We start from the raw sequence: 22,726 nt of genomic DNA on the forward strand, positions 1-22,726 counted from the left end.
TCAGCGCCGTCGCGGCCAGCGGAAGGCGGCCGCCGCGATGATCGCGAACAGCGCCTTGAACGCCATCGCCATCGCGAAATAGACCACGCAGATCACCGCGTAGACCTCGAAGCTGCGATAGGTGCGGCTCTCGATGAAGCCGGCGACATGAAACAGCTCGTCGGCCGCGACCTGTGAGGCGAGCGAGGTGCCGAGCAGCAGCAGCACGAACTGGCTGGTCACGGCCGGATAGGCATTGCGCAGCGCCGGCGGCAGCACGATGTGACGGAACACCTGCCAGCCTGACAACCCCAAGCATTGCCCGGCCTCAACCTGGCTGGGCGGAATGGAATCGAGCCCCGCGCGGATGATCTCGACCGAATAGGCGCCGAAATACAGCGACAGCGCGACCGCAGCGGATTCGAACGCTGGCAGCTTCAGGCCGAAACTCGGCAGCACGAAAAAGATGATGAAGATCTGGATCAGCGAGGGCGTGTTGCGGAACAATTCGATGTAGCCGCGCACCATCAAACGCAGCGGCGCGCTGCGTCCCTTCAGCACGACCGCGCCGGCAACGCCGATCAGGAGTCCGCACAACGCCGAGATCACCGTCAGCTCGAGCGTGACCATGGCCCCGTCGATGAGCTGGTTCTGATAGCGCCAGAGCGGCAGGAAATTCATCGTAGTGCTCTCAGCCGAACTGGGTGGGAAGGGCGCGCCTCACGACGCCGTCGGCATCGAGGCCGAAGATCACGCGCCAGCGGTCGAGACAGGTGCAAGGATGCGAGATACCGAGCGCGATGATATCGCCCACTGCGAGCGGGCTATCGGGCGCAACGTTCAGGAAGGCGTGCTGGTCGTTGAGACGCGTGACCGACAGGCGCCCGGCGAGCCCATCCTGTTCGACGCCGTCGCGAAAGACGCTCAGCGGCACCGGCAATCCCTGGTCGAAGGAGGCATCGCGCATGCCGAAGCCTGCGATCGCCAGTCCGGCTTCGGGACGCGACAGCACTTCGGCCCACAGCGTCAGCGCCGGTCGAAAGCTTTGCGCCGCCGAGTGATGCGTACCGTCGATGAGGAGACCACCGCGCCGGTCGAGCTCGGTGAAGGCGCGGGCATAGATGCCGTGATCGGCAAAGAACAGCGCGCCGGAGCGCAGCACGATGGTGGCGTTGCCGTCGGCCTGCGCGCAAGGTGCGAGCGCGCGCGCCACGACATCGAAATACGCGGAGCCTCCGGCACTGAGGATCAGCGGCCGGCGAGGCGCAGCGGCGCGGACCATGGTGAAAGCCTCGACGGTGCGCTTCATCAGCGCTGCGATCGCGCGCAGGGTTTCGTCGGCGTCGGCCGTTGCGACCGCACCTTCGTAGGCGGCAACGCCGCCAAGGGTGAGGCGATCGGCGGCCAGCACCGCGGCCATCGTCGCCTCGACGGCGGCGCGATCGCGCGCGCCGGCGCGGCCTGCGCCGAGCTCGATCAGCACGGACAGCTCGCGCCTATCGGCAACACGCGCCGCCTCGGCCAGCGTTGCGACCGCCTCAGGTGAATCCGCAAAGGCATGAAGCTCGACATCGGGATAGGCGCTCAGCAGCGCGCCGAGCCGTCGGCCAGCCGCAAGTCCGCCGATCTCGTTGGCCAGCAGAATGCGCCGCTCGCCATGGCTGAGCAGCACAGCGGCCTGCTGGATGTTCGCAACAGTCGTGCCCCAGGCGCCGGCCTCGCGCAGCGAGCGCGCAAGCTCTGGGGACATCGGCGTCTTGGCGTGCGGGGCAACGACAACGCCGCTGCTCCTGCACCAACGCAGGAAGAGGTCGCGATTGGCGGCGAAGGCGGTCTCATCGAGGGTGAGGGCGGGAAGGGCAAGATCTCCGCGTGAAGGTCGCCAGCCCCGGGTGCCGATGTCGTCGGTGGCAATGCCATCAACAAGCGGAATGCCCCGCGTCGTCGCGGACAGGCGCTCGTTATCCCACCGGGCCAAGAACTGCATCGGTCGCTCCCTCGCGCGGCTCAAGGCCGCGCAGAGGACGATATGAGGGAATGACAACGTTGTCATCTGCCAAAAATGAGCATCCCGAGGTCAAATTTGGTGCGATAGGGTATTGGGGTAAGGAAAGGTGCCCGCCGGCTAAGCTAGTCCTCGTCGCCCATCTGGGCGAGGACCTCGTCAATATCGATATCGACCTGGTCCGGCGCGCGGATGTGGCGGACTTCAAAACTGTCTGACGCGAAGCGGTACTCGACGAGGCCGGTCTCCTTGATCGCGATCCGGTCCTGGCGTGAATCGTTGATCTTGAAGCCGACCGACGGCGCCCAGACATGCCTGATATGGCGGAACGTAAAGTCGCGGCGCTGGTGCACATGACCGCTGGCGATCAAGCGAAGATCGACGCGCGCGAACATGTCGATCAGCTGCGCGCGCGCCGGCTGCGGCACGTAGCGGATCGAGGTGTCCGGAAGCTCAGGATCTTCGGGCAGGCTGAGAAACAGCGGCTTGTGGATGAACAGCGCGGCCGGCCTGCCGTTGACACCAGCGATCTCCGAAGCGAGCCAGTCGAACTGCTCGGCCTCGAACGCGAGCCCTGAATTCATCACCAGCGAGTTGAGGCCAATGAAGCGCCAGCCGGCGGCTTCGAACGACCAATGGTCCTCGCCGATGATGTCGCGGAATTGCTGGCGCTGCGCCTCGCTGACCGGCGGCTTCGGCGCCGGCCCAAGCGCGGTCGGGTTGTCGCCGATATCGTGATTGCCGGGGATGTAGCGACAGTCGACGGGCAGGGCGGCGTGCAGGCTCTTCGCGAATTCGACATCGTCGCGGCTGCTCGGCCCGTCGAACGATACATCGCCGGTGTTGATGACGAGATCGGGCCGGCTTGCATCGATGTGCTCGCTGACCGCCTGGAAATTCGCGATCAGGCCGGGAAAGCGGCGGCCGAGATGCGTGTCGGAAATCTGCGTGATGCGAAATTCGGACATGCGCGAACTATCGCGCGGCCAAACGTCGGAACGATGACATCAGCGCAAAATCCGTGATGAAACAAAGTTTAAAGCACGCGATAACGGATCGAGTAGGCATCCTGCTGCGCGATGCCGCTTGCGAGCGGCAAGGCGATGCGGTCGGCGAGATGCCAGGGCCCGAACTGCTCGGTGCGATGCGGCTCGGCGGGCAGGCGCAGGCGGAACTCGAACGTGCCCTTGCCCGGCAGGTTCACCACCAGCATGCGGTCGGCGGTGCGATGGGTGAGGACGACCGCGCCGCGCAGCACCGCGCGTCCATCGGTGAGGTCGTCGACGCTGTCGACGAGCGCGAGGGTCTGGTTGCGGTCGGTGTGCAGCTCGATCTGGGTGTCGCCGGATACGGCCGTCAGGATTTCGCGCGGCATCCGGATCTCGAACTCCACCGCCGGCTTGGACGGGTTGAGTCCGAGAAAAGCGAGCGCGGCGTGACGCATGTCGAAGGCAACGAACGCGAGCAGGGCTGCTGCCGCGAGCATCGCCAGTCCGTGCCTGGCGACATCGCGCCAGGTGCGGTAGGCGAGGCGGAAATAGACCGTCATCGCCAGCGCGACGGCGAGCGCCGCCGCGACGCCTGAGAGCGCCGACATCCAGATGCCGAGCTGGGCGTCGGCGGAGTCGGTCCAAAGGCTGGACAGGATGTTCATGGCGGCTCGCCTCGAGGGCCCGCAATGGGGCAAAATCGCTTTAACAATCGGTGGTTGGTCGCGGAATCGGGAACGCCGGTTCAACTCCCTGATTGTCAGCGCGAGAAGTCGCGGCTAATGACGGTCCGCGGCATGCCGCGATCGACGGGAAAGTTCCGATGTCAGTTCAAATGGTCCTGCTGCCTGTTTTCGTGCAGATCGGGCTCACCTTCACGCTGCTGATCGGCATGGTGTTCGGGCGCCGGAAGGCGCTGGTCTCGGGCGAGACCAAGATCCGCGACATCGCGCTGGGCGAGCCGAACTGGCCGAAGGGCGCCACACAAATCGCCAATTGCTACCGCAACCAGTTCGAGCTGCCGGTGCTGTTCTACGCCCTGATCGCACTGGCGCTGCCGCTGCGCCATGCCGATCTCTTCATCGTGCTGATGTCCTGGGTGTTCGTGGTGAGCCGCTTTGCCCATGCCGGCGTGTTCGTCACCTCGAACGATCTCGGCCGCCGCTCCACGGTCTGGCTCGCCGGCGTGCTCGTGCTGCTGGCGATGTGGATCTACTTCGCACTGAAAATCCTGTTGCTGATCTGACCCTTGCTGGTCCGATCTCACCTGAAAGATGCAAATGACTCCCGCTGCCCGGCTGTCCGCAGCCATCGAAGTGATCGACATCATCGAGAAGGACCGCGTGCCCGCGGCCAAGGCTTTGAAAGAGTGGGGCACCGCGCACCGCTTTGCCGGCTCCGGCGACCGCGCCGCCATTGCCGGCCTGGTCTGGGACGTGCTGCGCCGCTACGCGTCGAGTGCGTTCCTGATGGATTCCGACACCGCCCGTGCCCGCCTGATCGGCATGCTTCGCCTGGAGCGCAACATGGACACCGCCACCATGGCCGCGATGTTCGACGGCAGCCGGTTTGCGCCGACGCCGCTGACGGACGCCGAGCAGGCGGCGCTCAGCCATCGCTCCCTCAAGGATGCGCCCGCCGCGATCGCTGGCGACTATCCCGAATGGCTCGATTCCCATCTGGCAAAAGTGTTCGGCGAGGACCGCGCGGCGGAAGCGGTGGCGATGGCGAGCCGGGCGCCGCTGGACCTGCGCGTCAACACGCTAAAATCCAATCGCGACAAGGTGCTGAAGGCGCTTGCTCATCTTCATGCGAAACCGACGCCCTGGTCGCCAAACGGCCTTCGCATCGAGCTTTCGGCCGATGCGCGCAACCCCGGCATCCAGGCGGAAGAGGACTTCATCAAGGGCGGCATTGAAGTGCAGGATGAAGGATCGCAGCTTGCGGCCCTGTTCACCGCGGCAAAGCCGGGCGAGCAGGTGATCGATCTCTGCGCCGGCGCCGGCGGCAAGACGCTGGCGCTCGCCGCGCTGATGCAGGGCAAGGGCCGGCTCATCGCCACCGACCGCGACAAGCGTCAGCTCGTGCCGATCCACGAGCGCCTGTCGCGCGCCGGCGTTCACAATGCCGACGTCCGCACGCCCAAGGGCGAGGCCGATCCGCTTCAAGACATCAGCGCCACCGCCGACCTCGTCGTCATCGACGCGCCCTGCACGGGAACCGGAACCTGGCGCCGCAACCCCGATGCCAAATGGCGCATGCGGCCGGGTGCGCTCGAGATCCGCCTGAAAGATCAGGCCGAGGTGCTCGCACGGGCAGTTCCGCTGGTGAAGCAGGGTGGCCGCATCGCCTACATCACCTGCTCGGTGCTGACGGAAGAGAACGGCGAGCAGGTGAGGGCCTTCATCGCCGGGCATCCGGAGTTTGCAGTCGTGCCGCCGGAGCAGACCGCAAGCGTGCTCTGGGACAAGGCCGAGGCGTTTGCGGCAGCCGCGCTGCAATCGCCTGAGGGCTGGCTGATGACGCCAAGGCGCACCGGCACGGATGGGTTCTTCGTGTCCGTTCTGAAAAAGGTCGGCTGATCCGTTCCGCCGTCATTCCGGGGCGCGCCATCCGGCGCGAGCCTGGAATCCATCGCGCGGCATACTTTGCGGATCAATGGATTCCGGGCTCCCGCGTCGCGAGCCCCGAAATGACAGCGCAAACAAAAACCCCGCGAACCGGATCCCGGTCGCGGGGTTTCTTGTCTCAACACTCTGCCGGTACGTCCGTGGTCAGAGCGTCAGCGCGGCGACTAGCCGGCGCGGAGGTTGTCGGCCGAGGACTTGCCGCTGCGGCGGTCCGCGACGATGTCGAACGAAACCTTCTGGCCCTCGTTGAGGGTCGACAGGCCAGCGCGCTCGACGGCGCTGATGTGAACGAAGACGTCCTTTGCGCCGTCATCCGGCTGGATGAAGCCAAAGCCCTTTTGGTTGTTGAACCACTTCACGGTGCCCATTGCCATAGTCATTTCCTTTTCAATTGACGATGCACTCAGGGGGATTGAAGCGCGAATCTTCGCGCCCTTCGTCCCGATTGGTCGATTTTGGAGAAATACCTGAAACGTGCTCGCCCATTGGAAATGAGGCGTCGCGGCCCAGTCGTTCGGCCAAGGATCGATGGTTCACAATCTAGCGAAATAATGGGGCCAGAGCAAGGCAGTGCCCGTGGACAGCGAGCCGCCACCACTTTGCTATTTTGCGCTGCACACTAAATCCATAGTTCCATCAATCCACGATGAAGAGCGTCGCGCCCACTGATGTCGACGAGCGATGCGCGGCATCGCCGAAATCCGAGACCTGGTAGCTCATCCCAGGCGTCAGCTTGAACTTGCGCCCGTCGCGCAGCTCGCTGTCGAGCTCGCCTGCGAGCACATAGAGCACGTGCCCACGATCGCACCAATGATCGGCGAGATAGCCCGGCGAATACTCCACCATCCGCACGCGGAGATCGCCAATGTTCAGCGTGCGCCACAGCGCGTGCCCGGTCTCGCCGGGGTGCGTGGTGGCTTCGACCTTGCTCCAGTCGGTTACGGTGAAGGGCGAGGTGGGCAGTTTCATGGGGAGGATCCTGTTTTGATGCCGGCGGTGTCTGTGTTCGCCCCGTAGGGTGGGCAAAGCGAAGCGTGCCCACGTTCTCTCTGCGATCTTGAAAGAGATCGTGGGCACGGCGCAAGCGCGCCTTTGCCCACCCTACGAGGGCTGCGCTCGCAATGAACGGGAGCAGCACTCAATGCGGCAGATGGTTCGCCGATCCCTGCACGATCAGCCCCGCATCGTTCACCCGCAAATACTCGCAGATCTTCTTGCCCCGCTCGTTCTGGTAAAACACCACCACGCTGTCCGGGCTGACGAACAATTCGATGAGCGAGAAGTGCAGCTCCGGCAGCAGCCCCAGCGCCTTGCTCCAATAGGCGCGCAACGCGTCCTTGCCGCGCACGGTGCCGCTGGCATCGAACCCCATCGCGGGGATGCGGTCCGAGGTCATCAATGTGGCATCGTCATAGAGCGCGAGCACGCGCTCGAGATCGCGCGCGTTCCAGGCCTCGACCCAGGTGCGGCCGAGCGCGGCGAGGGCTGATGGCGGATGAAATTTCGACATGGCGTTCTCCCTGATTGGCCCTGCTTCGTGGCGGGGCAAATTAGGTCAATAATACTTACCTATATCCATTTGTCCATGCCCAAAGAAGCATGTGGGCGCGCGCAGACGCGCGGTTGCGGGCCGGGGGCTCATCGCGTATTGGCTTGCCATGACAGCAGCACAGAACGACCGCTCCGCGTCGACGCCTTCGGTGGCCTCGGCGCACGACAAGATTCTCATCGTCGACTTCGGCAGCCAGGTGACGCAGCTGATCGCGCGTCGCGTGCGCGAGGACGGCGTCTATTGCGAGATCGTCCCGTTCAACAAGGCGGACACCGCCTTCAAGGAGATGAAGCCGAAAGCGGTGATCCTCTCCGGCGGGCCGGAGTCGGTGCATGAGGCCGGCTCGCCCCGCGCCCCGCAAGCGATCTTCGCCTCCGGCGTGCCGGTGATGGGCATCTGCTATGGTCAGATGACCATGGCGGCCCAGCTCGGCGGCGAGGTGGAGGGCGGCCATCACCGCGAATTCGGCCGCGCCGACGTCGAGGTCAAGGCCGACAGCAAGCTGTTCGAGGACGTCTGGACATCAGGCAGCAAGAACCAGGTCTGGATGAGCCATGGCGACCGCATCACCAAGATGCCGCCGGGCTTCTCCGTCGCCGGCACCTCGCCGAATGCGCCCTTCGCGATCATTCAGGACGAGACGCGCAAATATTACGGCCTGATGTTCCACCCCGAAGTGGTGCACACGCCCGACGGCGCCAAGCTGATCCGCAATTTCGTGCGCAAGATCGCCGGCCTAACCGGCGACTGGACCATGCGCGCCTTCCGCGAGGAGGAGATCGCAAAAATCCGCCAGCAGGTCGGCAAGGGCAAGGTGATCTGCGGCCTCTCCGGCGGCGTCGATTCCGCCGTTGCGGCCGTGCTGATCCACGAAGCCATTGGCGACCAGCTCACCTGCGTGTTCGTCGATCACGGCCTGCTGCGTCTTGACGAGGCCAAGACGGTGGTCGACCTGTTCCGCCACCACTACAATATCCCGCTCGTGCACGTGGACGCGTCCAAGCAATTTTTGGGCGAGCTCGAAGGCGTCACCGATCCCGAAACCAAGCGCAAGACCATCGGCCGCCTCTTCATCGAGGTGTTCGAGCAGGAGGCCAAGAAAATCGGCGGCGCCGACTTCCTCGCGCAAGGCACGCTCTATCCTGACGTGATCGAGAGCGTCTCCTTCACCGGTGGCCCCTCGGTCACCATCAAGTCGCACCACAATGTCGGCGGTCTGCCCGAGCGCATGAACATGAAGCTCGTCGAGCCGCTGCGCGAGCTGTTCAAGGACGAGGTCCGCAAGTTAGGGCGCGAGCTCGGCCTGCCCGAAATCTTCGTCGGCCGCCACCCGTTCCCGGGCCCGGGCCTCGCCATCCGCTGCCCCGGCGAGATCACGAAGGACAAGCTCGACATCCTGCGCAAGGCCGACGCGGTCTACATCGACCAGATCCGCAAGCACGGTCTCTACGACGAGATCTGGCAGGCCTTCGCCGTGCTGCTCCCCGTCAAGACCGTCGGCGTCATGGGCGACGGCCGCACCTACGATTATGTGGTGGGCTTGCGCGCCGTCACCTCCACCGACGGCATGACCGCGGACTTCTACCAGTTCGACATGAAATTCCTGGGCGAGACCGCCACGCGCATCATCAACGAGGTGAAGGGCGTGAACCGGGTGGTGTATGACGTGACCAGCAAGCCGCCGGGGACGATTGAGTGGGAGTGAAGGGCTTAGCCTTCGTTGCGCTTCGCTGACCCGCCATTACGGCTGCTCGCTTGAATTGTCGGCCATCCTGGTATATGACTACTGTGGTCATATAGGTACTCCATGCGCGAAATCCAGCTTCGTGATGCCAAGGCCAACCTCTCCGCTGTCGTCGACGAGGCAATCGACGGCAAGCCGGCCGTGATTACGCGCCACGGCAAGAAGCAGGTGGTGGTCTTGAGCTACGAGGAATGGCGCCGGCTGTCGCAGGTCCCGAGCTTCGGACGTCTGTTGATGGCAGCCCCCGTGAGGGCAGGAGATCTGCCGGCGCGCAATCGTTCCAAGATGCGCAAGAACGATTTTTGAGACGTGTATCTCGTCGATACCAACGTCATATCCGCGGTCTCGCCGAACCGGCTAGCGCCTGCGGCGCTGATCGAATGGATGGACGCGCAATCCGGCTCGTTGTTCTTGTCTGCCGTGACGATTGCGGAAGTCGAGGACGGAATTGCCAAGCTGCGGCGCGAGAAGGCCACGCGCAGAAGCAGGGACTTGGCGCAATGGCTTGATGCCGTGTTGCATCTCTATGGCGACCGAATTCTGCCGTTCGACACGGCGGCCGCGCGGCTCGCGGGAGAGTTATCTGACAGGGCTCGCGGGCAGGGGCATGCGCCTGGATTTGCCGATATCATTATTGCCGCCACGGCGCGCCAGCACGCGCTGACGATCCTGTCGCGCAATGTCAGGCACTTCGAGCCGCTGGGCGTTCCTGTGCTCGATCCATTCAGCAAAATTCGATTGCCCTGATGTGTGCGTAAGTGGCCAGCACTTGCGTCGGATGTGCGCCGCGCGGGCCTCTACGAGCCTATCTCCTGCGCGATCTCCCACATATGACCGGATGGGTCGGCAAAGGCGGCGGTGCGACGACCCCACGGGCGATCGATGGGGCCGTTGACCAGTTCCACGCCGCTTTGCCGGAGTCTCGCGCAGGCCGCATCGACATCGGCGACGCGAATGGTCATGAGCATGCGAGGCCCAGTGCTTGAAGGGGCCGGCACCACCGGCTGCACCAGCTGCGGCGCCTCCGTCGCCTGCAGCAGATTGACCATGACGCCGCCGAGCCCGATCACGCTGCAGACGGCATCGGAATAGATCGGCCTCGCGTCGAACACGGCCTCGTAGAATGCCCTCGTGCGGGCGAGGTCGGCGACGAACAGGGTCACGCACTCCAGATTGTCCAAGCTGTTCATGAGAGGGGCCTCGATCGACCAGGCGGTCTTTTGACAAAGGATAGCCTATTGGAAGAAAAGATGCAGGTTGCCCTGCTGCCATACGCTCGCTGTCATCGCCCGATTTAGTCGGGCGATCCAGTATTCCAGAGACGATCGTGGTTGAATCGAGACGCCGCGGCGTACTGGGTCGCCCGGTCGAGCCGGGCGACGACAGTGTGCTCAAAACCGCAAGATCGGTCGAGCGCCTCGCGGCCACTCCGGCCTAACTCATGCCGCCACGAAAGGAACGACGATGACGGCGGCGCTGCGAAACTATCAGGACCGGATGCGGCGGGTGCTGGACTATATCGACCGGCATCTCGACGCCGATCTGGATCTGGAAACCCTGAGCGGCGTTGCCGCCTTCTCGCGGTTTCATTTCCATCGGCAGTTCACGGCGATCTTCGGATTGTCCGTGCATCGCTATGTCCAGCTGGCCCGCATGAAGCGCGCGTCCTACCTGCTGGCCTACAGTGACGCTGACAGCGTCACCGACATTGCGATGGATGCCGGTTACGATGCACCTGACGCCTTCGCCCGCGCCTTTCGGCAACGGTTCGGGCAATTGCCGTCGTCGTTCCGCAACGCGCCCGAATGGGAGCCGTGGCTTGTGGCCTTCGGGCCTCTCGACGAAGCGAGGAGCAAGCTCATGAAGACAAGCTATACCACCGACGACGTGATGATCCACGATGTGCCCCCCACGCGGGTGGCGATCATGGAGCATCGGGGCGACCCGGCAAGGCTCGGCGACACTGTCAGGCGGTTCATCGCCTGGCGCAAGGCCGCCGGGCTGCATCCCCGGACAAGTCCGACCTTCACTGTCTGGCGCTCCGAACGGCGTCCGTCCTCGCCGGCCGCTTACAGCACGGACCTTTGCGTCGGCACCGACCGGCCGATCGAGGCTGATGGCGAAGAGATCAAGGTAGGCGAGATTCCCGGCGGGCGCTGCGCGGTGCTCCGCGTCGTCGGCTACACCGACAATCTGGAGCCCGCGGCGCTCTATCTCTATCGCGACTGGCTTCCGGCCAGCGGCGAGGAAGCGCGCGATTTCCCGATCTATTGCCAGCGGCTGAGCTTCTTCCCTGAGGTGCCGGAGCATGAGACTGAAGCCGACGTGTTTCTGCCGCTGAAATAGCGCGCTTCCCCGCGTCAGCGCGGTTTCGTCCCGCGCGTGCGCCCGTCATCGGCGTGGCCGCGCGTTTTTCCGGCCGCGACCTGGCGGCCTTTCACGTGATCGATGAAGGCGCGCAGCTTCGGCATCATCTGATGGCGGCTGGGATAGTAGAGAAACACGCCCGGCGTCGTTGGCGCGAACGATTTCAGGACCTGCACCAGCTTTCCCGTCTTCACCAGGTTGGCGGCGATCGGCGCGGGGACTTGCGCAAGGCCCATGCCTTCCACGGCTGCGCCAAGCATGGTGGGAAAATCGTGCGCGATCAGCGGTCCCGAGACGATCGCCTCAATGGTCTTGTTGCCATCGACAAAGGACCAGGGCGCGATCGATCCGTTGCTGCGGCGAATGCGCAAGCAGGCGTGCTGGCGCAAATCGTCGATCCGTTCGGGCCGCTTGTGTCGGCGCAGGTAGTCCGGACTGCCGACGACCACGAACGGGAAGGGAGGCGTCAGCCGGACCGCGACCATGTCGGAGGCGACGAACTGGCCCATCCGGACCCCGGCATCAAACCCTCGTGCCGCGAGGTCGACCAATTCCTCGGCTGCGGAGATCTCCACCTCGACCTCGGGATAAGCCTGGCAGAAGGAGGCGATCAGCGGCTCCAGCAGGATCGGCACCACTGCGCGCGGCACTGTGAGACGCAACAATCCTGACGGCCGCTGCCCAAGATCGCGCGCGACGTTGCTCGCAGCAAGGAGCTCCTCGAAAGCGGGCTTGGCGCGCGACAGGAACTGCGCGCCGGCCTCGGTCAGGCCGACGCTGCGTGTCGTGCGTATGAACAAGGCTGCGCCGACACGCGCCTCCAGCGTACGGACCGCCTGGCTGATGGCGGAGGGCGTCACGCCGAGGTCTGCGGCTGCCCGGCGGAAATTGCGGTGCTGGGCGACGCTCAGGAACGCTTCCACGCCGTCGAGCGCGCCTTGCCTGACTGTGAAGTTCTGCTTCATAGCCCGTCAACATTATCCCGAATAGTCGCTGGCGACAATCGATCGTATCCCTGGCTCGCAGATCAGGAGCATCGCTGCGGGAGACGAGACCTATGAAAATGATGCGCCAACTTGTCGTCATGCTCACCCTAACCCTGATGGGAGCGACTTCCATGACCGGACCATCCGTTGCCCAGGCGCAATCCGCCCCGCAAGCCTTCTCGCCCACAATCACCGGAGTGATGGTCATCCTGACCGCGAAGGCGGGCGTCACGCGCGAGCAGGTCATGGCGGTCATGCCGGCCGAGATCCAGGAGACCCTGCAGCTCTATCTCGGCGGGAAAATTCGCGAGTGGTATTCGCGCGGCGACGGACGCGGCGTTGTTTTCGTCGTCGATGTCGTGGATGTCGCCGCGGCGAAGGCGATCATGGAAGACCTGCCATTGGCCAAGCAGGATCTGATGGACCACGAGTACATCGCCATCGGTCCGCTTCTGCCGCTTCGGCTGCTGATGGCTGGTCCCGAGCGTCGGCAATAAGGGCGAGACCCGGATGGAGAACGGCCGATGACATCAGAAGCTGCTCCCGCTGCGATCGTCCCGCCGCTTCGCGCCTGGGACAGCCTGCTTTGGACCGTCCCGCTCACGGCCCTGTGGACCGGGTTACTCTACGCGCAACCCGCGCTTCTGCAGAGCGGGCTTCCAGCCCTGGCGGCCCGGCTGGCGACCTATGGACTCATCGTGCTCGGCGCGTGGCTCGGCCTTGAACGCACCGACCTCGCGCCCGCCCAGCGGCGCACGACCTGGCTCGCGATCATGGTGCCCTTCACGCTGTGGGCTGCCGCCGCCTGGTCTGCGGCGATCAACGGTGTTTTTCGCACGGGCTATTCTCAACTGCCGTTGCTGCCGGCCGCGATCTTCCTGCCGGTCGTTATCGGCGCTCCGCTGTTGCTGTTGTCGAAGCGGGTGGGGCAGTTGCTCGATGCCATGCCGACGAATTGGCTGGTCGCCCTGCAGCTTTATCGAATCGTCGGCAGCCAATGGCTCGCGTACTGGCTGCTTGGGCAGCTGCCCGGCCTGTGGGCCCTGCCGGCAGGAAGCGGCGACGTGCTGACCGGCCTGTTCGCCGTGACGGCGGCAATGGCCTTGGCATCAGGGACGGCTGAGGGGCGCAAAGCGGCGATCCTCTGGAACATCTTCGGCATCGCGGATTTCGTCGTCGCGATCACCTTGGGGATGCTCATCACGCCCGGTCCGTTCCAGCTGATCATTCCCCAAGGTCCGAACGTCGGACTGGACAATTATCCAACTGTGCTGACCCCGGCTTTCGTGGTGCCGAGCTCGATCCTGCTGCACGCCCTGTCGTTGCGCCAGCTGCGTCGCCGCAGCCGGGCCCGCGATGTCGCGATCTGATCGGAGACGAATATGACGACAGAAACTCTGTTCCGGACCCATCTCATCCTTGGTTATGTCGCCTGGCTGCTTTGCTTCGGCGCGTATGTCTGGCCCCGGCTCAAGGTGATGGACAGGCTGGAGGCGCACCGCGCCATCGCAACGCTGCACAGCTTCCGCTTCTTCGGGCTCGTCTTCATCCTTCCCGGCGTCGTCAGCCCGGACCTGCCGGCAAGCTTTGCCACCTTTGCCGCCTGGGGCGACTTCGCGACCGGGGTGCTCGCCATGCTGGCGCTTCTCACGATGAGGATACGCGCGCTGTTCTGGCTGTTCGTCGTCGCCTTCAATCTCGCAGGAGCGGTCGACATCATCGTCGATTACTACGACGCCATCCAGTCCGGCCTTGCCGCACATGCGGAATGGTTTGCCTCAACCTATGCGATCCCGATCATCTATGTGCCGCTGCTGATGATCACGCATATCACCGCATTCTATCTTCTGGCGCGCCCTCGGGTCGGCACCGATGCGGTGGCGCTGGCCGGGGCGGCTTGAGTCGAAGCCGGCCTTTAGCCGGCGATTCACCCGCGCGAAGCGGCCGAGCGCGGAACGGTTGCTTCGAAGCCGCTATCTCGATCCCGGATGCCATTCCGGCAGCTTTGGCAGTTCGGGATCGAGGTAGTCCCAGGCATAGCCGCGCGAGCAGAACAGCACGACGGACGGCTTGAACGTGCTGGCATCGTCCAATGTGCCGACATAGATGCCGATGTAGTCAGGCTTCTCCTCCGGCTTGTTGTAGATGGGCGAACCGCAGTTCGGACAAAAGCCTTTGCGCTTGACGGCGCCGCTGTCCGCGGTGCGTGCGATTTCGCGCACCGCGCCCGTTACGGAAACGGCCTGGCGCGCGAACACCAGGACCGAGCTGTGGCCGCTTCCGGTATCGCGCTGGCAGTCCGTGCACTGGCATTGAAAGCCGCGGATCGGCGCGGCAGCGATGGTGTAGCGAACCGCGCCGCAGGCGCAGCGGCCGGAAAAATTCATTCGTCACTCTCCCGCGAAGAAGTCGACGGATTGCCATCATATCAGCCCGGACACGTTTCTCCACATCGAACGGCCGGCGCCGGTTCGAACAGGCTCGATCCTGGACTGCGCGCTCACCCGCGCGACATCTTCTCGAACTTCTTCACCAGCCGCTCGCGCTTCAGCCGTGACAGCCGCTGGATCCAGAATATCCCGTCGAGCTGATCGATCTCATGCTGGTGGCAGACGGCGCGCAACGCCTCGGACTCTTCGGTCTGCGGGATACCGTCGAGATCCCGATAATTGATCCGCACGCGCGCGTGGCGCTGCACCTCGTCATTGACGCCGGGCATCGAGACGCTGCCTTCGCGATGCATGATCATCTCGGGCGAGGCCCATACGATCCCGGGATTGACGTAGGTCTGCGGCCCCGCCTTGGCGTCGAGCTCGAGCACCACGACGCGCAGAGGCACGCCGATATGCGGCGCCGTGATGCCGATCCCGGGTGCGGCGCGCATGGTGTCGAGCAAATCCGCTGCAAGCGCGCGCAAGCCGTCGTCGAAAGCGGTGACGGGGCGGGCGGGCACGGCGAGCCGGCGGTCGGGGTAGCGGACGATCGGGCGAAGGGTCATTCAAGGCTCCTACCACTCACGAATGGTTGAAGCATCCCGTTCTTGACGGTCTACCAACTAGAAGGTAGTTAACTGCCATGACCAACCCTTCCTCCACCGCCGACGACATTCTGGCCTGTGCCCGCACCCTGATCATCGCGGGCGGCTATAACGGCTTCAGCTATGCCGATGTCGCCGAAGTCGTCGGCATCCGCAAGCCGAGCATCCACCATCACTTTGCCAGCAAGGTCGATCTGGTCCGCACCCTGGTGTCACGCTATCGCGCGGAGGCCGAGGCCGGGCTGGCGGCGCTCGAGCGCAATGTTACGGACCCTCGCGACCAGCTCAAAAGCTATGTCGGGTACTGGGCGGCGTGCATCAGCGATGCGACGGCACCCTTCTGCGTCTGTGCGCTGCTGGCCAGCGAGCTCCCGATCCTGCCGGAGGAGGTTGCGCTGGAAGTCCGCGCGCATTTCCGCGCGCTGGCGTCGTGGCTGGCCTCGGTGATGGAGCGCGGCAGGCGGAAGGGGCAGTTGCATCTCGCCAGCACAGCGAAGATCGAGGCTGAAGGATTCATGGCGACCATCCACGGCGCGATGCTGTCGGCGCGCGCCTATGGCGATCCCAAAATGTTCGGTGTGATCACCGCGCCGCTGCTGGAGCGGCTGTCCACGAAGCACTGAGAGAGAGATCGGCGAGGCGACAACGGCGCCCGGCACGCATGCCGGGCGAACGCTCTTCGGTGTCGCCAAAACTACCAACTAGTAGGTAAAGGAGAAGGCAATGGCCCTGGCTAATCAACTCGCTCTCGACGATCGCGCGCAATGGCTCAAACAATACTATTTCCTCCGCGCGGCGTTCTCCGTCGCCTGGGTCGTTGCGGCCTTCGCCGTTGCATCGTCATCTCCGGTAATCGCCGGCGTCTTGCTCGTGCTCTATCCTGCCTGGGACGCCGCAGCCAATTTGGTAGACGCCTTGCGCAGCGGCGGCCTCTCGCAAAACCGCACGCAGGCGCTGAACGTCCTGGTCAGCCTCGCGACCACTGTTGCGGTCATCGTCGCCTTGCAGATGAGCATGAATGGGGTGCTCGGCGTCTTCGGGGCCTGGGCGATCTTCGCCGGCCTGCTCCAGCTGGGAACGGCGATCCGGCGCTGGACAAGTTTTGGCGCGCAATGGGCCATGGTGCTCAGCGGTGGTCAGTCGGCACTCGCGGGCGGCTTCTTCATCTTTCAGGCCACGATGACGGCAGTTCCGTCGATCGCTGACGTCGCTGGGTATGCCGCGGTCGGCGCGTTCTACTTCCTGGTCTCGGCGGCCTGGCTCACCGTCAGCGACTGGCGCCGCCGCGCCAGGCGGATGCAGCAGGGGTGATGCGATCGAAGTGTCGAGCGCTAGCCTCTCTGGATCAGCTCGCGCCCGATACGCTTCGGCGGTTCGCTCCGCAGCACGATTGCGGTGGTGACAGAACCGTATCGCGCGATCGCATCGACGATGCCCTCGAGCTCCGCGGGCGAAGGCACGATCACCTTGAGGTGAAAGCAATCCTCGCCGTCAGCCTCAGCACTTCGATGATCTCAGGCATCTCGGCGAATTGCCTCAGGCAGGCCTTGATGTGCTCGTGCGTCGTCCGCAGGCGGATGATCGCCATCATGTTGAGGCCGACCGAGGCGGGATCGACAACCGCGCGATACGCCCTGATGATCCCGCGCTCCTCGAGCCGCTTCAGCCGCTCCGAGGTGGCCGGCTGCGACAGGCCGACCTTGCGTCCCAATTCGGTCCTACGTGCAGGCGAGGGCCGCGCAATGGGGCAGCGAGCTCGTCAACATCGATGCCAACGGCCACATCAATGGCGCGAGCAACCTCGGTGACTGGCCGGAAGGGCGTCGGATCCTCAAGGAATTTCGCGCGCGGATGACTGGGTCGTAAGTCACTGATCCCGCTGCGGCCGTCTACTGTGCATGGGGTTGTTTTCGGCCTGCGGGACCTTCCTGACATCTGCCGCCAGCCCGTATGCCGTGCGGGCAGGGCGGGCCAAAGGTGCTTGTTGCGGAACTATACGCGGTCACAGGTCGCGAGAACCCGGGAAATAAATTAGGCTCGCTCTGTCTGCTTTCGCCGTTCCCAATCGTCTTCCACCCAGACAGACCTGACGGGAGACAAAAATGTCTGCTTCCAACTATCGCTGGGTGATCGTCGCCGCCGGCGGCGTGCTCGGATGCGTCGCCATCGGCGGCATGTTTTCGCTGCCGGTGTTCCTGCAGCCGATCGCCAAGGACACCGGCTGGTCGGTGACGGGCATCTCCAGCGCGATGACCATCGGCTTCCTGGCGATGGCATTCAGCAGCATGATCTGGGGCACGCTGACGGACAAATTCGGGCCGCTGCCGGTGGTGCTGACCGGATCGACGGTACTGGCGCTGAGCCTGTTCGCCGCGAGCCACGCCACCTCGCTGATCGCGTTCCAGTTCGTGTTCGGCCTCTTGGTGGGCGCCTCCTGCGCCGCCATCTTCGCACCGATGATGGCGACCGTCACCGGCTGGTTCGACACCCATCGCGGCCTTGCGGTGTCGCTGGTGTCGGCGGGCATGGGCGTGGCGCCGATGACGATGGCGCCGCTCGCGGCCTGGCTGGTGTCCCACCATGACTGGCGCACCGCGATGCAGATCGTGTCCCTGGTGGTCGGCGCCATCATGATTCCGGTCGCGCTGCTGGTGCGCCGTCCGCCCGCGCTTGCAAATCCGCCGATGGCGGCAGCAGGCGGGGGCGGCGCGCAGGCTGAAATGACCAGGAGCGAAGCGCTGCGCTCGCCGCAATTCCTGATCCTGCTCGCCACCAATTTCTTCTGCTGCGCCACCCATTCCGGCCCGATCATCCACACCGTCAGCTATGCCGTGAGCTGCGGCATTCCGCTGATCTCGGCCGTGACGATCTACAGCGTCGAGGGTCTCGCCGGCCTCGGTGGCCGCATCGCCTTCGGCCTGATGGGCGATCGTTTGGGTGCCAAGCGCGTGCTGGTCTCGGGCCTGCTCGCGCAAGCCTTCGGCGCACTCGCCTATGTCTTCGCCCATCAGCTCACGACCTTCTACGCGGTCGCGATGGTGTTCGGCTTCATCTATGCCGGCACCATGCCGCTCTATGCGGTGATCGTCCGCGAAAACTTTCCGCTGCGCATGATGGGCACCGTGATCGGCGGCACCGCGATGGCCGGCAGCCTCGGCATGGCGACCGGCCCGCTTGCCGGCGGCATGATCTACGACGCCTTCTCCAGCTACGCCTGGCTCTATATCGGCTCCTGGGCGATGGGCCTCGGCGCGTTCCTGATGGCGATGACGTTCCGCCCGTTCCCGAAGCCGCAAGCCGCGCCTGAGCCGGCACCGGTCGCGGCGTGACGAGATTGAGGCGCAGCCTCAGAGCTGCGCCTCAATCGCCGCCTTGTCGATGACCGACCAAACCTGCCGGATCTTGCCACCGTTGAATTCGTAGAACACGTTCTCGCAGAAGGACACCCGCTTGCTGTTGACGGCAAGCCCGAGAAATGTCCCGGCCGGTCTGCAGTCGAATCTCAGCCTTGCGGCGATGCACGGCGGCTCGGAGATCAGCAGCGCGATGTCGAAATGCAGATCCGGAATGTCGCGAAAATCCTGCTCAAGCATCGCGCGATAGCCTGATAGCCCCAGCGGCCGCGCATTGTGAGCGACGTCATGATGCACGAACTGGCCGAGTGCGGCCCAATTCTGCCGATTCAAGCAGGCGATGTAGTCGCGATAGATATCGGCAAGTTCCTCCCGTGCCATGGCATGTTCCTTCCGCCTCATCCGCGCCGCCGCAAATGCTCGACCAGCGCTCGCAGTTTCGGCGCAACGTTGCGGCGGCTCGGGTAGTAGAGATAGAAGCCGGCGAACACGGGGCAATAGTCTTCGAGGATCGGCACCAGCTCGCCGCGCTCGATCGCAGGGCGAAAGCTCGCCTCCATGCCGAAGGTGATGCCGGCACCGGCGATCGCCAGCTTGATCATCAGCGCCATGTCGTTGGTCGTGATGTCAGGGGTGACCGCGACGCTGAACTCCTTGGCGCCATCGGCGAACTCCCAGCGATAGGGGCTGAGCTTCGGCGCTGGCCTCCAGCCGATGCAGCGAAACGACGCGAGCTCGGATGGATGCGAGGGAACGCCGAAGCGGTCGCGAAACGACGGCGCGCAGACCGCGAGCTGGCGCTCGTCTCCGGCGATCGGCACTGCGATCATGTCCTGCTCGATGACCTCGCCGAGGCGGACGCCGGCATCAAAGCCTGCGGCGACGATGTCGAATTCCGCATCGGTTACGGTGATGTCGAGTTGCACCTCCGGATTCGCTTCGGCGAAGGACGCAAGCAACGGGCCCGAGAGAAAATGCTCGGCGATTGAAGAGACGGCAAGGCGCAGCAATCCACGCGGCTGCCCGCGCAATGCCAGCGCTCCATCGAGCGCGGCGCGCATATCCGCAATGGCGGGCACGACCTCGGCATTCAGCCGTTCGCCGGCCTCGGTCAGGCTGACGCTGCGCGTCGTGCGCTGGACCAGCGCAATGCCGAGACCTTCCTCCAGCCGCTGGATGGTCTGGCTCACGGCTGAGCGGGTCACGCCGAGCCGGTCGGCGGCGGCGCGAAAACTCCGTTCTTCGGCCACCAGCGCAAAGACGGCGAGGGCATTGAGATCCGGTTCCATTGGTTAGTCTGGCTTACCAAGTTGATTAGGGATCGTCGTCTTATCACGACAACGAGCCGGGTCCATGGTCTGCGTCATCACAGCGAATGCGAGGAAGGACCCGTTCATGCCAATGGATAAAATCGTTCTCATCACCGGTGCCTCCAGCGGCATCGGCGCCGGGATCGCGCGCGAACTCGCTGCAGCCGGCGCAAAGGTCCTGCTGGGGGCACGGCGCGTGGATCGGCTGAAGGATCTCGCGGCCGAGTTGAAGGCCGCAGGAGGCACGGCGCAAGCGCATCCGCTCGACGTGACCGATCGCGCCAGCGTAGCCACTTTTGCCGACGCTGCGCGTGGCGTCTGGGGCCGTGTCGACGTCATCGTCAACAATGCCGGCGTGATGCCCTTGTCGTTGATGGCCTCGCTCAAGGTGGATGAGTGGGACCGGATGGTCGACGTCAACATCAAGGGCGTGCTCTACGGCATCGCAGCCGTGTTGCCGGAGATGGTGGCGCGCGGCGCAGGCCATGTCATCAACATCGCCTCGATCGGGGCGTTGAGCGTGTCTCCGACGGCGGCGGTGTATTGCGCGACCAAATATGCGGTGCGGGCGATCTCGGACGGCTTGCGGCAGGAGCACGATAACATCCGGGTCACTTGCATTCATCCAGGCGTGGTCGAGAGCGAACTTGCCGACTCGATCACCGATCCGGTCGCGGCTGAAGCGATGAAGAGCTACCGCGCGATCGCGCTTCAGCCCGACGCCATTGCGCGCGCGGTGCGCTACGCCATCGCGCAGCCCGATGATGTCGATGTCAATGAGATCGTGATACGCCCCATGCGGACCACATGAGCATATGTTCGGCTTCAAAGCGTTTTTTCGAAGAACAGATCCGGATACGGGTCGTCGTTGAAGCGCGGAATCTCGCGCCAGCCGCTGGTGCGGTAGAGTCGGCCGGCTTCCGGCAGTGCGCTGTTGGTGTCGAGCCGCAACAGACTGATGCCGAGCGTGCGCGCGGCATCTTCAGTTGCATCCATCAGGCGTTTGCCGAGCCCCAGGCCGCGCGCGGAAGGGGCGACCCAGAGCCGCTTGATCTCGGCGTAGCCGTGATCGGTGCCCTTCAGGCCGACGCAGCCGATCGGCAGCGTGTCCGACACCGCGACGATGAAGCTGCCGCGCGGCCGGCGCATGTCCTTGGCGTCAGGATCGCGCGAGAGCGAAACGTCAAAACCTTGTTTGAAGCGGCGGCCGAGCTCGGCGTAATACTCGGCCAGGCAATAGCGGGCCTCGTCGCTGCGCGGGTCCATTTCGGTGAGCGCGATGCGGTCGCGTGTCAGCGCGGAAGCGATCAGATCCATCGCCGCCAGCAGTGCCTCGCGTTGCGAATTGCGGGCGAGAAACCCTTCGGCCTGACTGTTCGATAAGTCTTCATAGGCTGCGAACTCGCGCTTGCCCGCGCGCGTCAGACTCGCAACGCGGCGCCGCGCATCATCCTCATGCGCGTGCGTCTCGATCAGGCCTTCGTCTTCCAGGCTGCGCAACAGCCGGCTCATCAACCCGGAATCGAGGCCGAGATAATCGCGGATCTCGCCGATTTCGGAGCGCCCATGTCCTATCGCGTTGAGCACACGCGCCGCTCCGAGCGGCCGCCCGCGCCCGAGGAAGGACGTATCGAGCGCGCCAACGGCGGAGGTCACGGCGCGGTTGAAGCGGCGGACGCGGGAAACCGGATCGAGCATTATCTGACTTTAGTCAGGTATCGTGTCGCGGTCAACCTGGCTTCGCTTGACGAAGCGACTGCTGCGTCATGCGTCGCTGGCGCGATAAGCGTCGGGAACGATGAACACCTCGTCGGCGCGCCCATAGCCGCCGTCGGGGACTTCCTCGATCAGGACCATCGTGTGCGGCCGCGCCGCTTCACCGAAATACTCGGCGAACAGTGCGGTGAGGCGGTGCACGATCTCGGTCTTCTGGCTCCGCGACAGCGCGGCTTGCGGGATCTTGATGTTGGCGAAAGGCATGAGGTCTCTCCGAGTGAAAAATCCGTGTCGCGTCAGATCACGCCGCCATTGGCGCGGATGATCTGGCCGTTGATCCAGCCGCTATCGTGGCTTGCGAGGAAGGCGACGATGCCGGCGATCTCGTCGGGCTGGCCGAGCCGGCCGAACGGGTTCATCGCTGCAATGGCGCGCACCTGCTGCTCGCTCTTGCCGTCGAGGAACAGCCGGGTCTCGACCGGTCCGGGAGCGACCGCGTTGACGGTGATGCGCCGGCTGCCGAGCTCCTTGGCGAGGACGTGTGTCATGGCTTCGACCGCTGCCTTGGTCGCAGCATAGACGCTGTAGGTCGGCTGATACAGTCCGACAACACTGGAGGAGAAGTTGACGATGCGGCCGCCGTCGCGGAGCCGCCGCGCCGCTTCGCGCAATGATCGGAACACACTTTCGAGGTTGACCGAGATCTGCCTGGCGAACGCCTGATCGCTCATTTCGGCGAGCGGGGCGAGCTCCATCACCCCGGCATTGTTGATGAGGATGTCGATCTTGCCGAAGGCATTCTCGGCCGCATCGAACAGCTGCACCGCGGTCGTTGGGTCGGCAAGATCGGCCTGCGCCGCCAGGGCGCGCCCGCCGGCGGCTTGGATTTCTTCGACGAGCGCGTCGGCAGCCGCTTTGCCGGTGGCGTAGTTGACTGCCACCGCGATGCCGTCTTGCGCCAGCCGGCGGGCGATGGCCGCGCCGATGCCGCGGGAGCCGCCTGTGACGATGGCGGCGCGCTGCTGTTGAGTGGTCATGTGGACCTCCGTAATGCTTGC

The 22,726-nt window shown here is 64.6% G+C and carries 30 protein-coding genes and 1 pseudogene; 14 read left to right on the forward strand and 17 right to left on the reverse strand.

What is annotated here, in order from left to right:
* From XH98_RS34180 to XH98_RS34195, 4 genes are all read right to left on the reverse strand, one after another.
* Positions 1-660 carry an amino acid ABC transporter permease gene (locus XH98_RS34180; RefSeq protein WP_271621182.1) on the reverse strand — a complete coding sequence of 220 codons (660 nt, stop codon included), beginning with the start codon at positions 658-660 and terminating at the stop codon, positions 1-3.
* Between the two features lie 10 nt (positions 661-670).
* Positions 671-1,966: an amino acid deaminase gene (locus XH98_RS34185; RefSeq protein ID WP_271621183.1), complete on the reverse strand. Its 1,296-nt coding sequence runs from the start codon at positions 1,964-1,966 to the stop codon at positions 671-673.
* A gap of 143 nt (positions 1,967-2,109) precedes the next feature.
* Positions 2,110-2,952 carry a metallophosphoesterase family protein gene (locus XH98_RS34190; RefSeq protein WP_271621184.1) on the reverse strand — a complete coding sequence of 281 codons (843 nt, stop codon included), beginning with the start codon at positions 2,950-2,952 and terminating at the stop codon, positions 2,110-2,112.
* A 68-nt stretch (positions 2,953-3,020) separates the two neighbouring features.
* Entirely contained in the window at positions 3,021-3,638 is a 618-nt protein-coding gene (locus tag XH98_RS34195; RefSeq protein ID WP_271603094.1) for an acriflavin resistance protein, read from the reverse strand.
* 158 nt (positions 3,639-3,796) lie between these two features.
* On the opposite strand from XH98_RS34195, the gene XH98_RS34200 reads away from it, so the two are divergent.
* A complete protein-coding gene (locus XH98_RS34200) occupies positions 3,797-4,219 on the forward strand; it encodes an MAPEG family protein (RefSeq protein WP_271621185.1) in 423 nt (140 codons plus the stop codon).
* A gap of 34 nt (positions 4,220-4,253) precedes the next feature.
* Positions 4,254-5,555 carry an RsmB/NOP family class I SAM-dependent RNA methyltransferase gene (locus tag XH98_RS34205; protein WP_271621186.1) on the forward strand — a complete coding sequence of 434 codons (1,302 nt, stop codon included), beginning with the start codon at positions 4,254-4,256 and terminating at the stop codon, positions 5,553-5,555.
* Positions 5,556-5,767: 212 nt separating this feature from the next.
* Here the strand turns inward: XH98_RS34205 and XH98_RS34210 are convergent, their stop codons facing one another.
* The 3 genes from XH98_RS34210 to XH98_RS34220 form a co-directional block, all read right to left on the reverse strand.
* Positions 5,768-5,977 (reverse strand): cold-shock protein, encoded by a 210-nt coding sequence (locus XH98_RS34210; protein WP_027532363.1) that lies wholly within the window; start codon positions 5,975-5,977, stop codon positions 5,768-5,770.
* A gap of 262 nt (positions 5,978-6,239) precedes the next feature.
* Complete coding sequence (locus tag XH98_RS34215; protein WP_271603092.1) at positions 6,240-6,572, reverse strand: DHCW motif cupin fold protein; 333 nt, start codon at positions 6,570-6,572, stop codon at positions 6,240-6,242.
* Between the two features lie 169 nt (positions 6,573-6,741).
* A complete protein-coding gene (locus XH98_RS34220) occupies positions 6,742-7,113 on the reverse strand; it encodes a nuclear transport factor 2 family protein (RefSeq protein ID WP_271621187.1) in 372 nt (123 codons plus the stop codon).
* Between the two features lie 148 nt (positions 7,114-7,261).
* On the opposite strand from XH98_RS34220, the gene guaA reads away from it, so the two are divergent.
* The 3 genes from guaA to XH98_RS34235 all read left to right on the forward strand — a co-directional run bounded on the left by guaA (position 7,262) and on the right by XH98_RS34235 (position 9,646).
* Entirely contained in the window at positions 7,262-8,860 is a 1,599-nt protein-coding gene (guaA, locus tag XH98_RS34225; protein ID WP_271621188.1) for a glutamine-hydrolyzing GMP synthase, read from the forward strand.
* A 102-nt stretch (positions 8,861-8,962) separates the two neighbouring features.
* Entirely contained in the window at positions 8,963-9,205 is a 243-nt protein-coding gene (locus XH98_RS34230; RefSeq protein ID WP_271621189.1) for a type II toxin-antitoxin system Phd/YefM family antitoxin, read from the forward strand.
* A 3-nt stretch (positions 9,206-9,208) separates the two neighbouring features.
* The gene (locus XH98_RS34235) at positions 9,209-9,646 is read left to right on the forward strand and encodes a type II toxin-antitoxin system VapC family toxin (protein WP_271621190.1); all 438 of its coding nucleotides are present in this window, start codon (positions 9,209-9,211) and stop codon (positions 9,644-9,646) included.
* 50 nt (positions 9,647-9,696) lie between these two features.
* Here XH98_RS34235 and XH98_RS34240 read toward each other — a convergent pair whose 3' ends face one another.
* Entirely contained in the window at positions 9,697-10,089 is a 393-nt protein-coding gene (locus tag XH98_RS34240; RefSeq protein WP_057758091.1) for a VOC family protein, read from the reverse strand.
* A gap of 274 nt (positions 10,090-10,363) precedes the next feature.
* Between XH98_RS34240 and XH98_RS34245 the strand changes: the two genes are divergently transcribed.
* Positions 10,364-11,245 (forward strand): AraC family transcriptional regulator, encoded by an 882-nt coding sequence (locus tag XH98_RS34245; protein ID WP_271621191.1) that lies wholly within the window; start codon positions 10,364-10,366, stop codon positions 11,243-11,245.
* 14 nt (positions 11,246-11,259) lie between these two features.
* On the opposite strand, the gene XH98_RS34250 is transcribed toward XH98_RS34245, so the two are convergent.
* The gene (locus tag XH98_RS34250; RefSeq protein ID WP_271621192.1) at positions 11,260-12,231 is read right to left on the reverse strand and encodes a LysR family transcriptional regulator; all 972 of its coding nucleotides are present in this window, start codon (positions 12,229-12,231) and stop codon (positions 11,260-11,262) included.
* A 92-nt stretch (positions 12,232-12,323) separates the two neighbouring features.
* On the opposite strand from XH98_RS34250, the gene XH98_RS34255 reads away from it, so the two are divergent.
* From XH98_RS34255 to XH98_RS34265, 3 genes are read left to right on the forward strand one after another with little or no spacing between them, the layout of a single operon-like run.
* Positions 12,324-12,749 (forward strand): hypothetical protein, encoded by a 426-nt coding sequence (locus XH98_RS34255; RefSeq protein WP_271621193.1) that lies wholly within the window; start codon positions 12,324-12,326, stop codon positions 12,747-12,749.
* Between the two features lie 27 nt (positions 12,750-12,776).
* Complete coding sequence (locus XH98_RS34260; protein WP_271621194.1) at positions 12,777-13,622, forward strand: MFS transporter; 846 nt, start codon at positions 12,777-12,779, stop codon at positions 13,620-13,622.
* 12 nt (positions 13,623-13,634) lie between these two features.
* A complete protein-coding gene (locus XH98_RS34265; protein WP_271621195.1) occupies positions 13,635-14,153 on the forward strand; it encodes a hypothetical protein in 519 nt (172 codons plus the stop codon).
* A 72-nt stretch (positions 14,154-14,225) separates the two neighbouring features.
* Here XH98_RS34265 and XH98_RS34270 read toward each other — a convergent pair whose 3' ends face one another.
* Positions 14,226-14,639, reverse strand: a complete 414-nt coding sequence (locus XH98_RS34270) for a GFA family protein (protein WP_271603078.1) — start codon at positions 14,637-14,639, stop codon at positions 14,226-14,228.
* 113 nt (positions 14,640-14,752) lie between these two features.
* A complete protein-coding gene (locus XH98_RS34275) occupies positions 14,753-15,250 on the reverse strand; it encodes a peptide deformylase (RefSeq protein WP_271621196.1) in 498 nt (165 codons plus the stop codon).
* Between the two features lie 77 nt (positions 15,251-15,327).
* Here XH98_RS34275 and XH98_RS34280 point away from each other — a divergent pair, with 77 nt between their 5' ends.
* Both XH98_RS34280 and XH98_RS34285 read left to right on the forward strand, forming a co-directional pair.
* Positions 15,328-15,912 carry a TetR/AcrR family transcriptional regulator gene (locus XH98_RS34280; RefSeq protein ID WP_271621197.1) on the forward strand — a complete coding sequence of 195 codons (585 nt, stop codon included), beginning with the start codon at positions 15,328-15,330 and terminating at the stop codon, positions 15,910-15,912.
* Positions 15,913-16,012: 100 nt separating this feature from the next.
* Positions 16,013-16,600 carry a DUF308 domain-containing protein gene (locus XH98_RS34285; protein WP_271621198.1) on the forward strand — a complete coding sequence of 196 codons (588 nt, stop codon included), beginning with the start codon at positions 16,013-16,015 and terminating at the stop codon, positions 16,598-16,600.
* Between the two features lie 20 nt (positions 16,601-16,620).
* Here the strand turns inward: XH98_RS34285 and XH98_RS34290 are convergent.
* A pseudogene (locus XH98_RS34290) lies at positions 16,621-17,033 on the reverse strand (Lrp/AsnC family transcriptional regulator).
* Here XH98_RS34290 and XH98_RS34295 point away from each other — a divergent pair.
* Both XH98_RS34295 and XH98_RS34300 read left to right on the forward strand, forming a co-directional pair.
* Positions 17,012-17,155: an alpha/beta hydrolase gene (locus XH98_RS34295; protein ID WP_333932793.1), complete on the forward strand. Its 144-nt coding sequence runs from the start codon at positions 17,012-17,014 to the stop codon at positions 17,153-17,155. The pseudogene XH98_RS34290 and the gene XH98_RS34295 overlap by 22 nt on opposite strands.
* A 236-nt stretch (positions 17,156-17,391) precedes the next feature.
* Positions 17,392-18,618 (forward strand): MFS transporter, encoded by a 1,227-nt coding sequence (locus tag XH98_RS34300; RefSeq protein WP_271621199.1) that lies wholly within the window; start codon positions 17,392-17,394, stop codon positions 18,616-18,618.
* Between the two features lie 18 nt (positions 18,619-18,636).
* Here XH98_RS34300 and XH98_RS34305 read toward each other — a convergent pair whose 3' ends face one another.
* Both XH98_RS34305 and XH98_RS34310 read right to left on the reverse strand, forming a co-directional pair.
* Positions 18,637-19,023 (reverse strand): ester cyclase, encoded by a 387-nt coding sequence (locus XH98_RS34305; protein ID WP_271621200.1) that lies wholly within the window; start codon positions 19,021-19,023, stop codon positions 18,637-18,639.
* A 17-nt stretch (positions 19,024-19,040) separates the two neighbouring features.
* Positions 19,041-19,931: a LysR family transcriptional regulator gene (locus XH98_RS34310; protein ID WP_220006301.1), complete on the reverse strand. Its 891-nt coding sequence runs from the start codon at positions 19,929-19,931 to the stop codon at positions 19,041-19,043.
* Between the two features lie 106 nt (positions 19,932-20,037).
* On the opposite strand from XH98_RS34310, the gene XH98_RS34315 reads away from it, so the two are divergent.
* Complete coding sequence (locus XH98_RS34315; RefSeq protein ID WP_271621201.1) at positions 20,038-20,763, forward strand: SDR family oxidoreductase; 726 nt, start codon at positions 20,038-20,040, stop codon at positions 20,761-20,763.
* 14 nt (positions 20,764-20,777) lie between these two features.
* Here the strand turns inward: XH98_RS34315 and XH98_RS34320 are convergent, their stop codons facing one another.
* The 3 genes from XH98_RS34320 to XH98_RS34330 form a co-directional block, all read right to left on the reverse strand.
* Positions 20,778-21,650 (reverse strand): bifunctional helix-turn-helix transcriptional regulator/GNAT family N-acetyltransferase, encoded by an 873-nt coding sequence (locus tag XH98_RS34320; RefSeq protein ID WP_271621202.1) that lies wholly within the window; start codon positions 21,648-21,650, stop codon positions 20,778-20,780.
* A 66-nt stretch (positions 21,651-21,716) separates the two neighbouring features.
* Positions 21,717-21,932, reverse strand: coding sequence for a tautomerase family protein (locus tag XH98_RS34325; protein ID WP_271603072.1), 216 nt, complete (start codon positions 21,930-21,932; stop codon positions 21,717-21,719).
* Between the two features lie 32 nt (positions 21,933-21,964).
* Positions 21,965-22,705, reverse strand: coding sequence for an SDR family oxidoreductase (locus XH98_RS34330; RefSeq protein WP_271621203.1), 741 nt, complete (start codon positions 22,703-22,705; stop codon positions 21,965-21,967).
* Positions 22,706-22,726: the final 21 nt, after the last annotated feature.

Source organism: Bradyrhizobium sp. CCBAU 51745 (genome assembly GCF_028128715.1).
GTDB lineage: Bacteria > Pseudomonadota > Alphaproteobacteria > Rhizobiales > Xanthobacteraceae > Bradyrhizobium > Bradyrhizobium manausense.

Coding starts and splice junctions, on each gene's coding strand:
- XH98_RS34180 (WP_271621182.1), bottom strand. CDS start 660: ATGAATTTCCTGCCGCTCTGGCGCTATCAGAACCAGCTCATCGACGGG.
- XH98_RS34185 (WP_271621183.1), bottom strand. CDS start 1,966: ATGCAGTTCTTGGCCCGGTGGGATAACGAGCGCCTGTCCGCGACGACG.
- XH98_RS34190 (WP_271621184.1), bottom strand. CDS start 2,952: ATGTCCGAATTTCGCATCACGCAGATTTCCGACACGCATCTCGGCCGC.
- XH98_RS34195 (WP_271603094.1), bottom strand. CDS start 3,638: ATGAACATCCTGTCCAGCCTTTGGACCGACTCCGCCGACGCCCAGCTC.
- XH98_RS34200 (WP_271621185.1), top strand. CDS start 3,797: ATGTCAGTTCAAATGGTCCTGCTGCCTGTTTTCGTGCAGATCGGGCTC.
- XH98_RS34205 (WP_271621186.1), top strand. CDS start 4,254: ATGACTCCCGCTGCCCGGCTGTCCGCAGCCATCGAAGTGATCGACATC.
- XH98_RS34210 (WP_027532363.1), bottom strand. CDS start 5,977: ATGGCAATGGGCACCGTGAAGTGGTTCAACAACCAAAAGGGCTTTGGC.
- XH98_RS34215 (WP_271603092.1), bottom strand. CDS start 6,572: ATGAAACTGCCCACCTCGCCCTTCACCGTAACCGACTGGAGCAAGGTC.
- XH98_RS34220 (WP_271621187.1), bottom strand. CDS start 7,113: ATGTCGAAATTTCATCCGCCATCAGCCCTCGCCGCGCTCGGCCGCACC.
- guaA (WP_271621188.1), top strand. CDS start 7,262: ATGACAGCAGCACAGAACGACCGCTCCGCGTCGACGCCTTCGGTGGCC.
- XH98_RS34230 (WP_271621189.1), top strand. CDS start 8,963: ATGCGCGAAATCCAGCTTCGTGATGCCAAGGCCAACCTCTCCGCTGTC.
- XH98_RS34240 (WP_057758091.1), bottom strand. CDS start 10,089: ATGAACAGCTTGGACAATCTGGAGTGCGTGACCCTGTTCGTCGCCGAC.
- XH98_RS34245 (WP_271621191.1), top strand. CDS start 10,364: ATGACGGCGGCGCTGCGAAACTATCAGGACCGGATGCGGCGGGTGCTG.
- XH98_RS34250 (WP_271621192.1), bottom strand. CDS start 12,231: ATGAAGCAGAACTTCACAGTCAGGCAAGGCGCGCTCGACGGCGTGGAA.
- XH98_RS34255 (WP_271621193.1), top strand. CDS start 12,324: ATGAAAATGATGCGCCAACTTGTCGTCATGCTCACCCTAACCCTGATG.
- XH98_RS34260 (WP_271621194.1), top strand. CDS start 12,777: ATGACATCAGAAGCTGCTCCCGCTGCGATCGTCCCGCCGCTTCGCGCC.
- XH98_RS34265 (WP_271621195.1), top strand. CDS start 13,635: ATGACGACAGAAACTCTGTTCCGGACCCATCTCATCCTTGGTTATGTC.
- XH98_RS34270 (WP_271603078.1), bottom strand. CDS start 14,639: ATGAATTTTTCCGGCCGCTGCGCCTGCGGCGCGGTTCGCTACACCATC.
- XH98_RS34275 (WP_271621196.1), bottom strand. CDS start 15,250: ATGACCCTTCGCCCGATCGTCCGCTACCCCGACCGCCGGCTCGCCGTG.
- XH98_RS34280 (WP_271621197.1), top strand. CDS start 15,328: ATGACCAACCCTTCCTCCACCGCCGACGACATTCTGGCCTGTGCCCGC.
- XH98_RS34285 (WP_271621198.1), top strand. CDS start 16,013: ATGGCCCTGGCTAATCAACTCGCTCTCGACGATCGCGCGCAATGGCTC.
- XH98_RS34300 (WP_271621199.1), top strand. CDS start 17,392: ATGTCTGCTTCCAACTATCGCTGGGTGATCGTCGCCGCCGGCGGCGTG.
- XH98_RS34305 (WP_271621200.1), bottom strand. CDS start 19,023: ATGGCACGGGAGGAACTTGCCGATATCTATCGCGACTACATCGCCTGC.
- XH98_RS34310 (WP_220006301.1), bottom strand. CDS start 19,931: ATGGAACCGGATCTCAATGCCCTCGCCGTCTTTGCGCTGGTGGCCGAA.
- XH98_RS34315 (WP_271621201.1), top strand. CDS start 20,038: ATGCCAATGGATAAAATCGTTCTCATCACCGGTGCCTCCAGCGGCATC.
- XH98_RS34320 (WP_271621202.1), bottom strand. CDS start 21,650: ATGCTCGATCCGGTTTCCCGCGTCCGCCGCTTCAACCGCGCCGTGACC.
- XH98_RS34325 (WP_271603072.1), bottom strand. CDS start 21,932: ATGCCTTTCGCCAACATCAAGATCCCGCAAGCCGCGCTGTCGCGGAGC.
- XH98_RS34330 (WP_271621203.1), bottom strand. CDS start 22,705: ATGACCACTCAACAGCAGCGCGCCGCCATCGTCACAGGCGGCTCCCGC.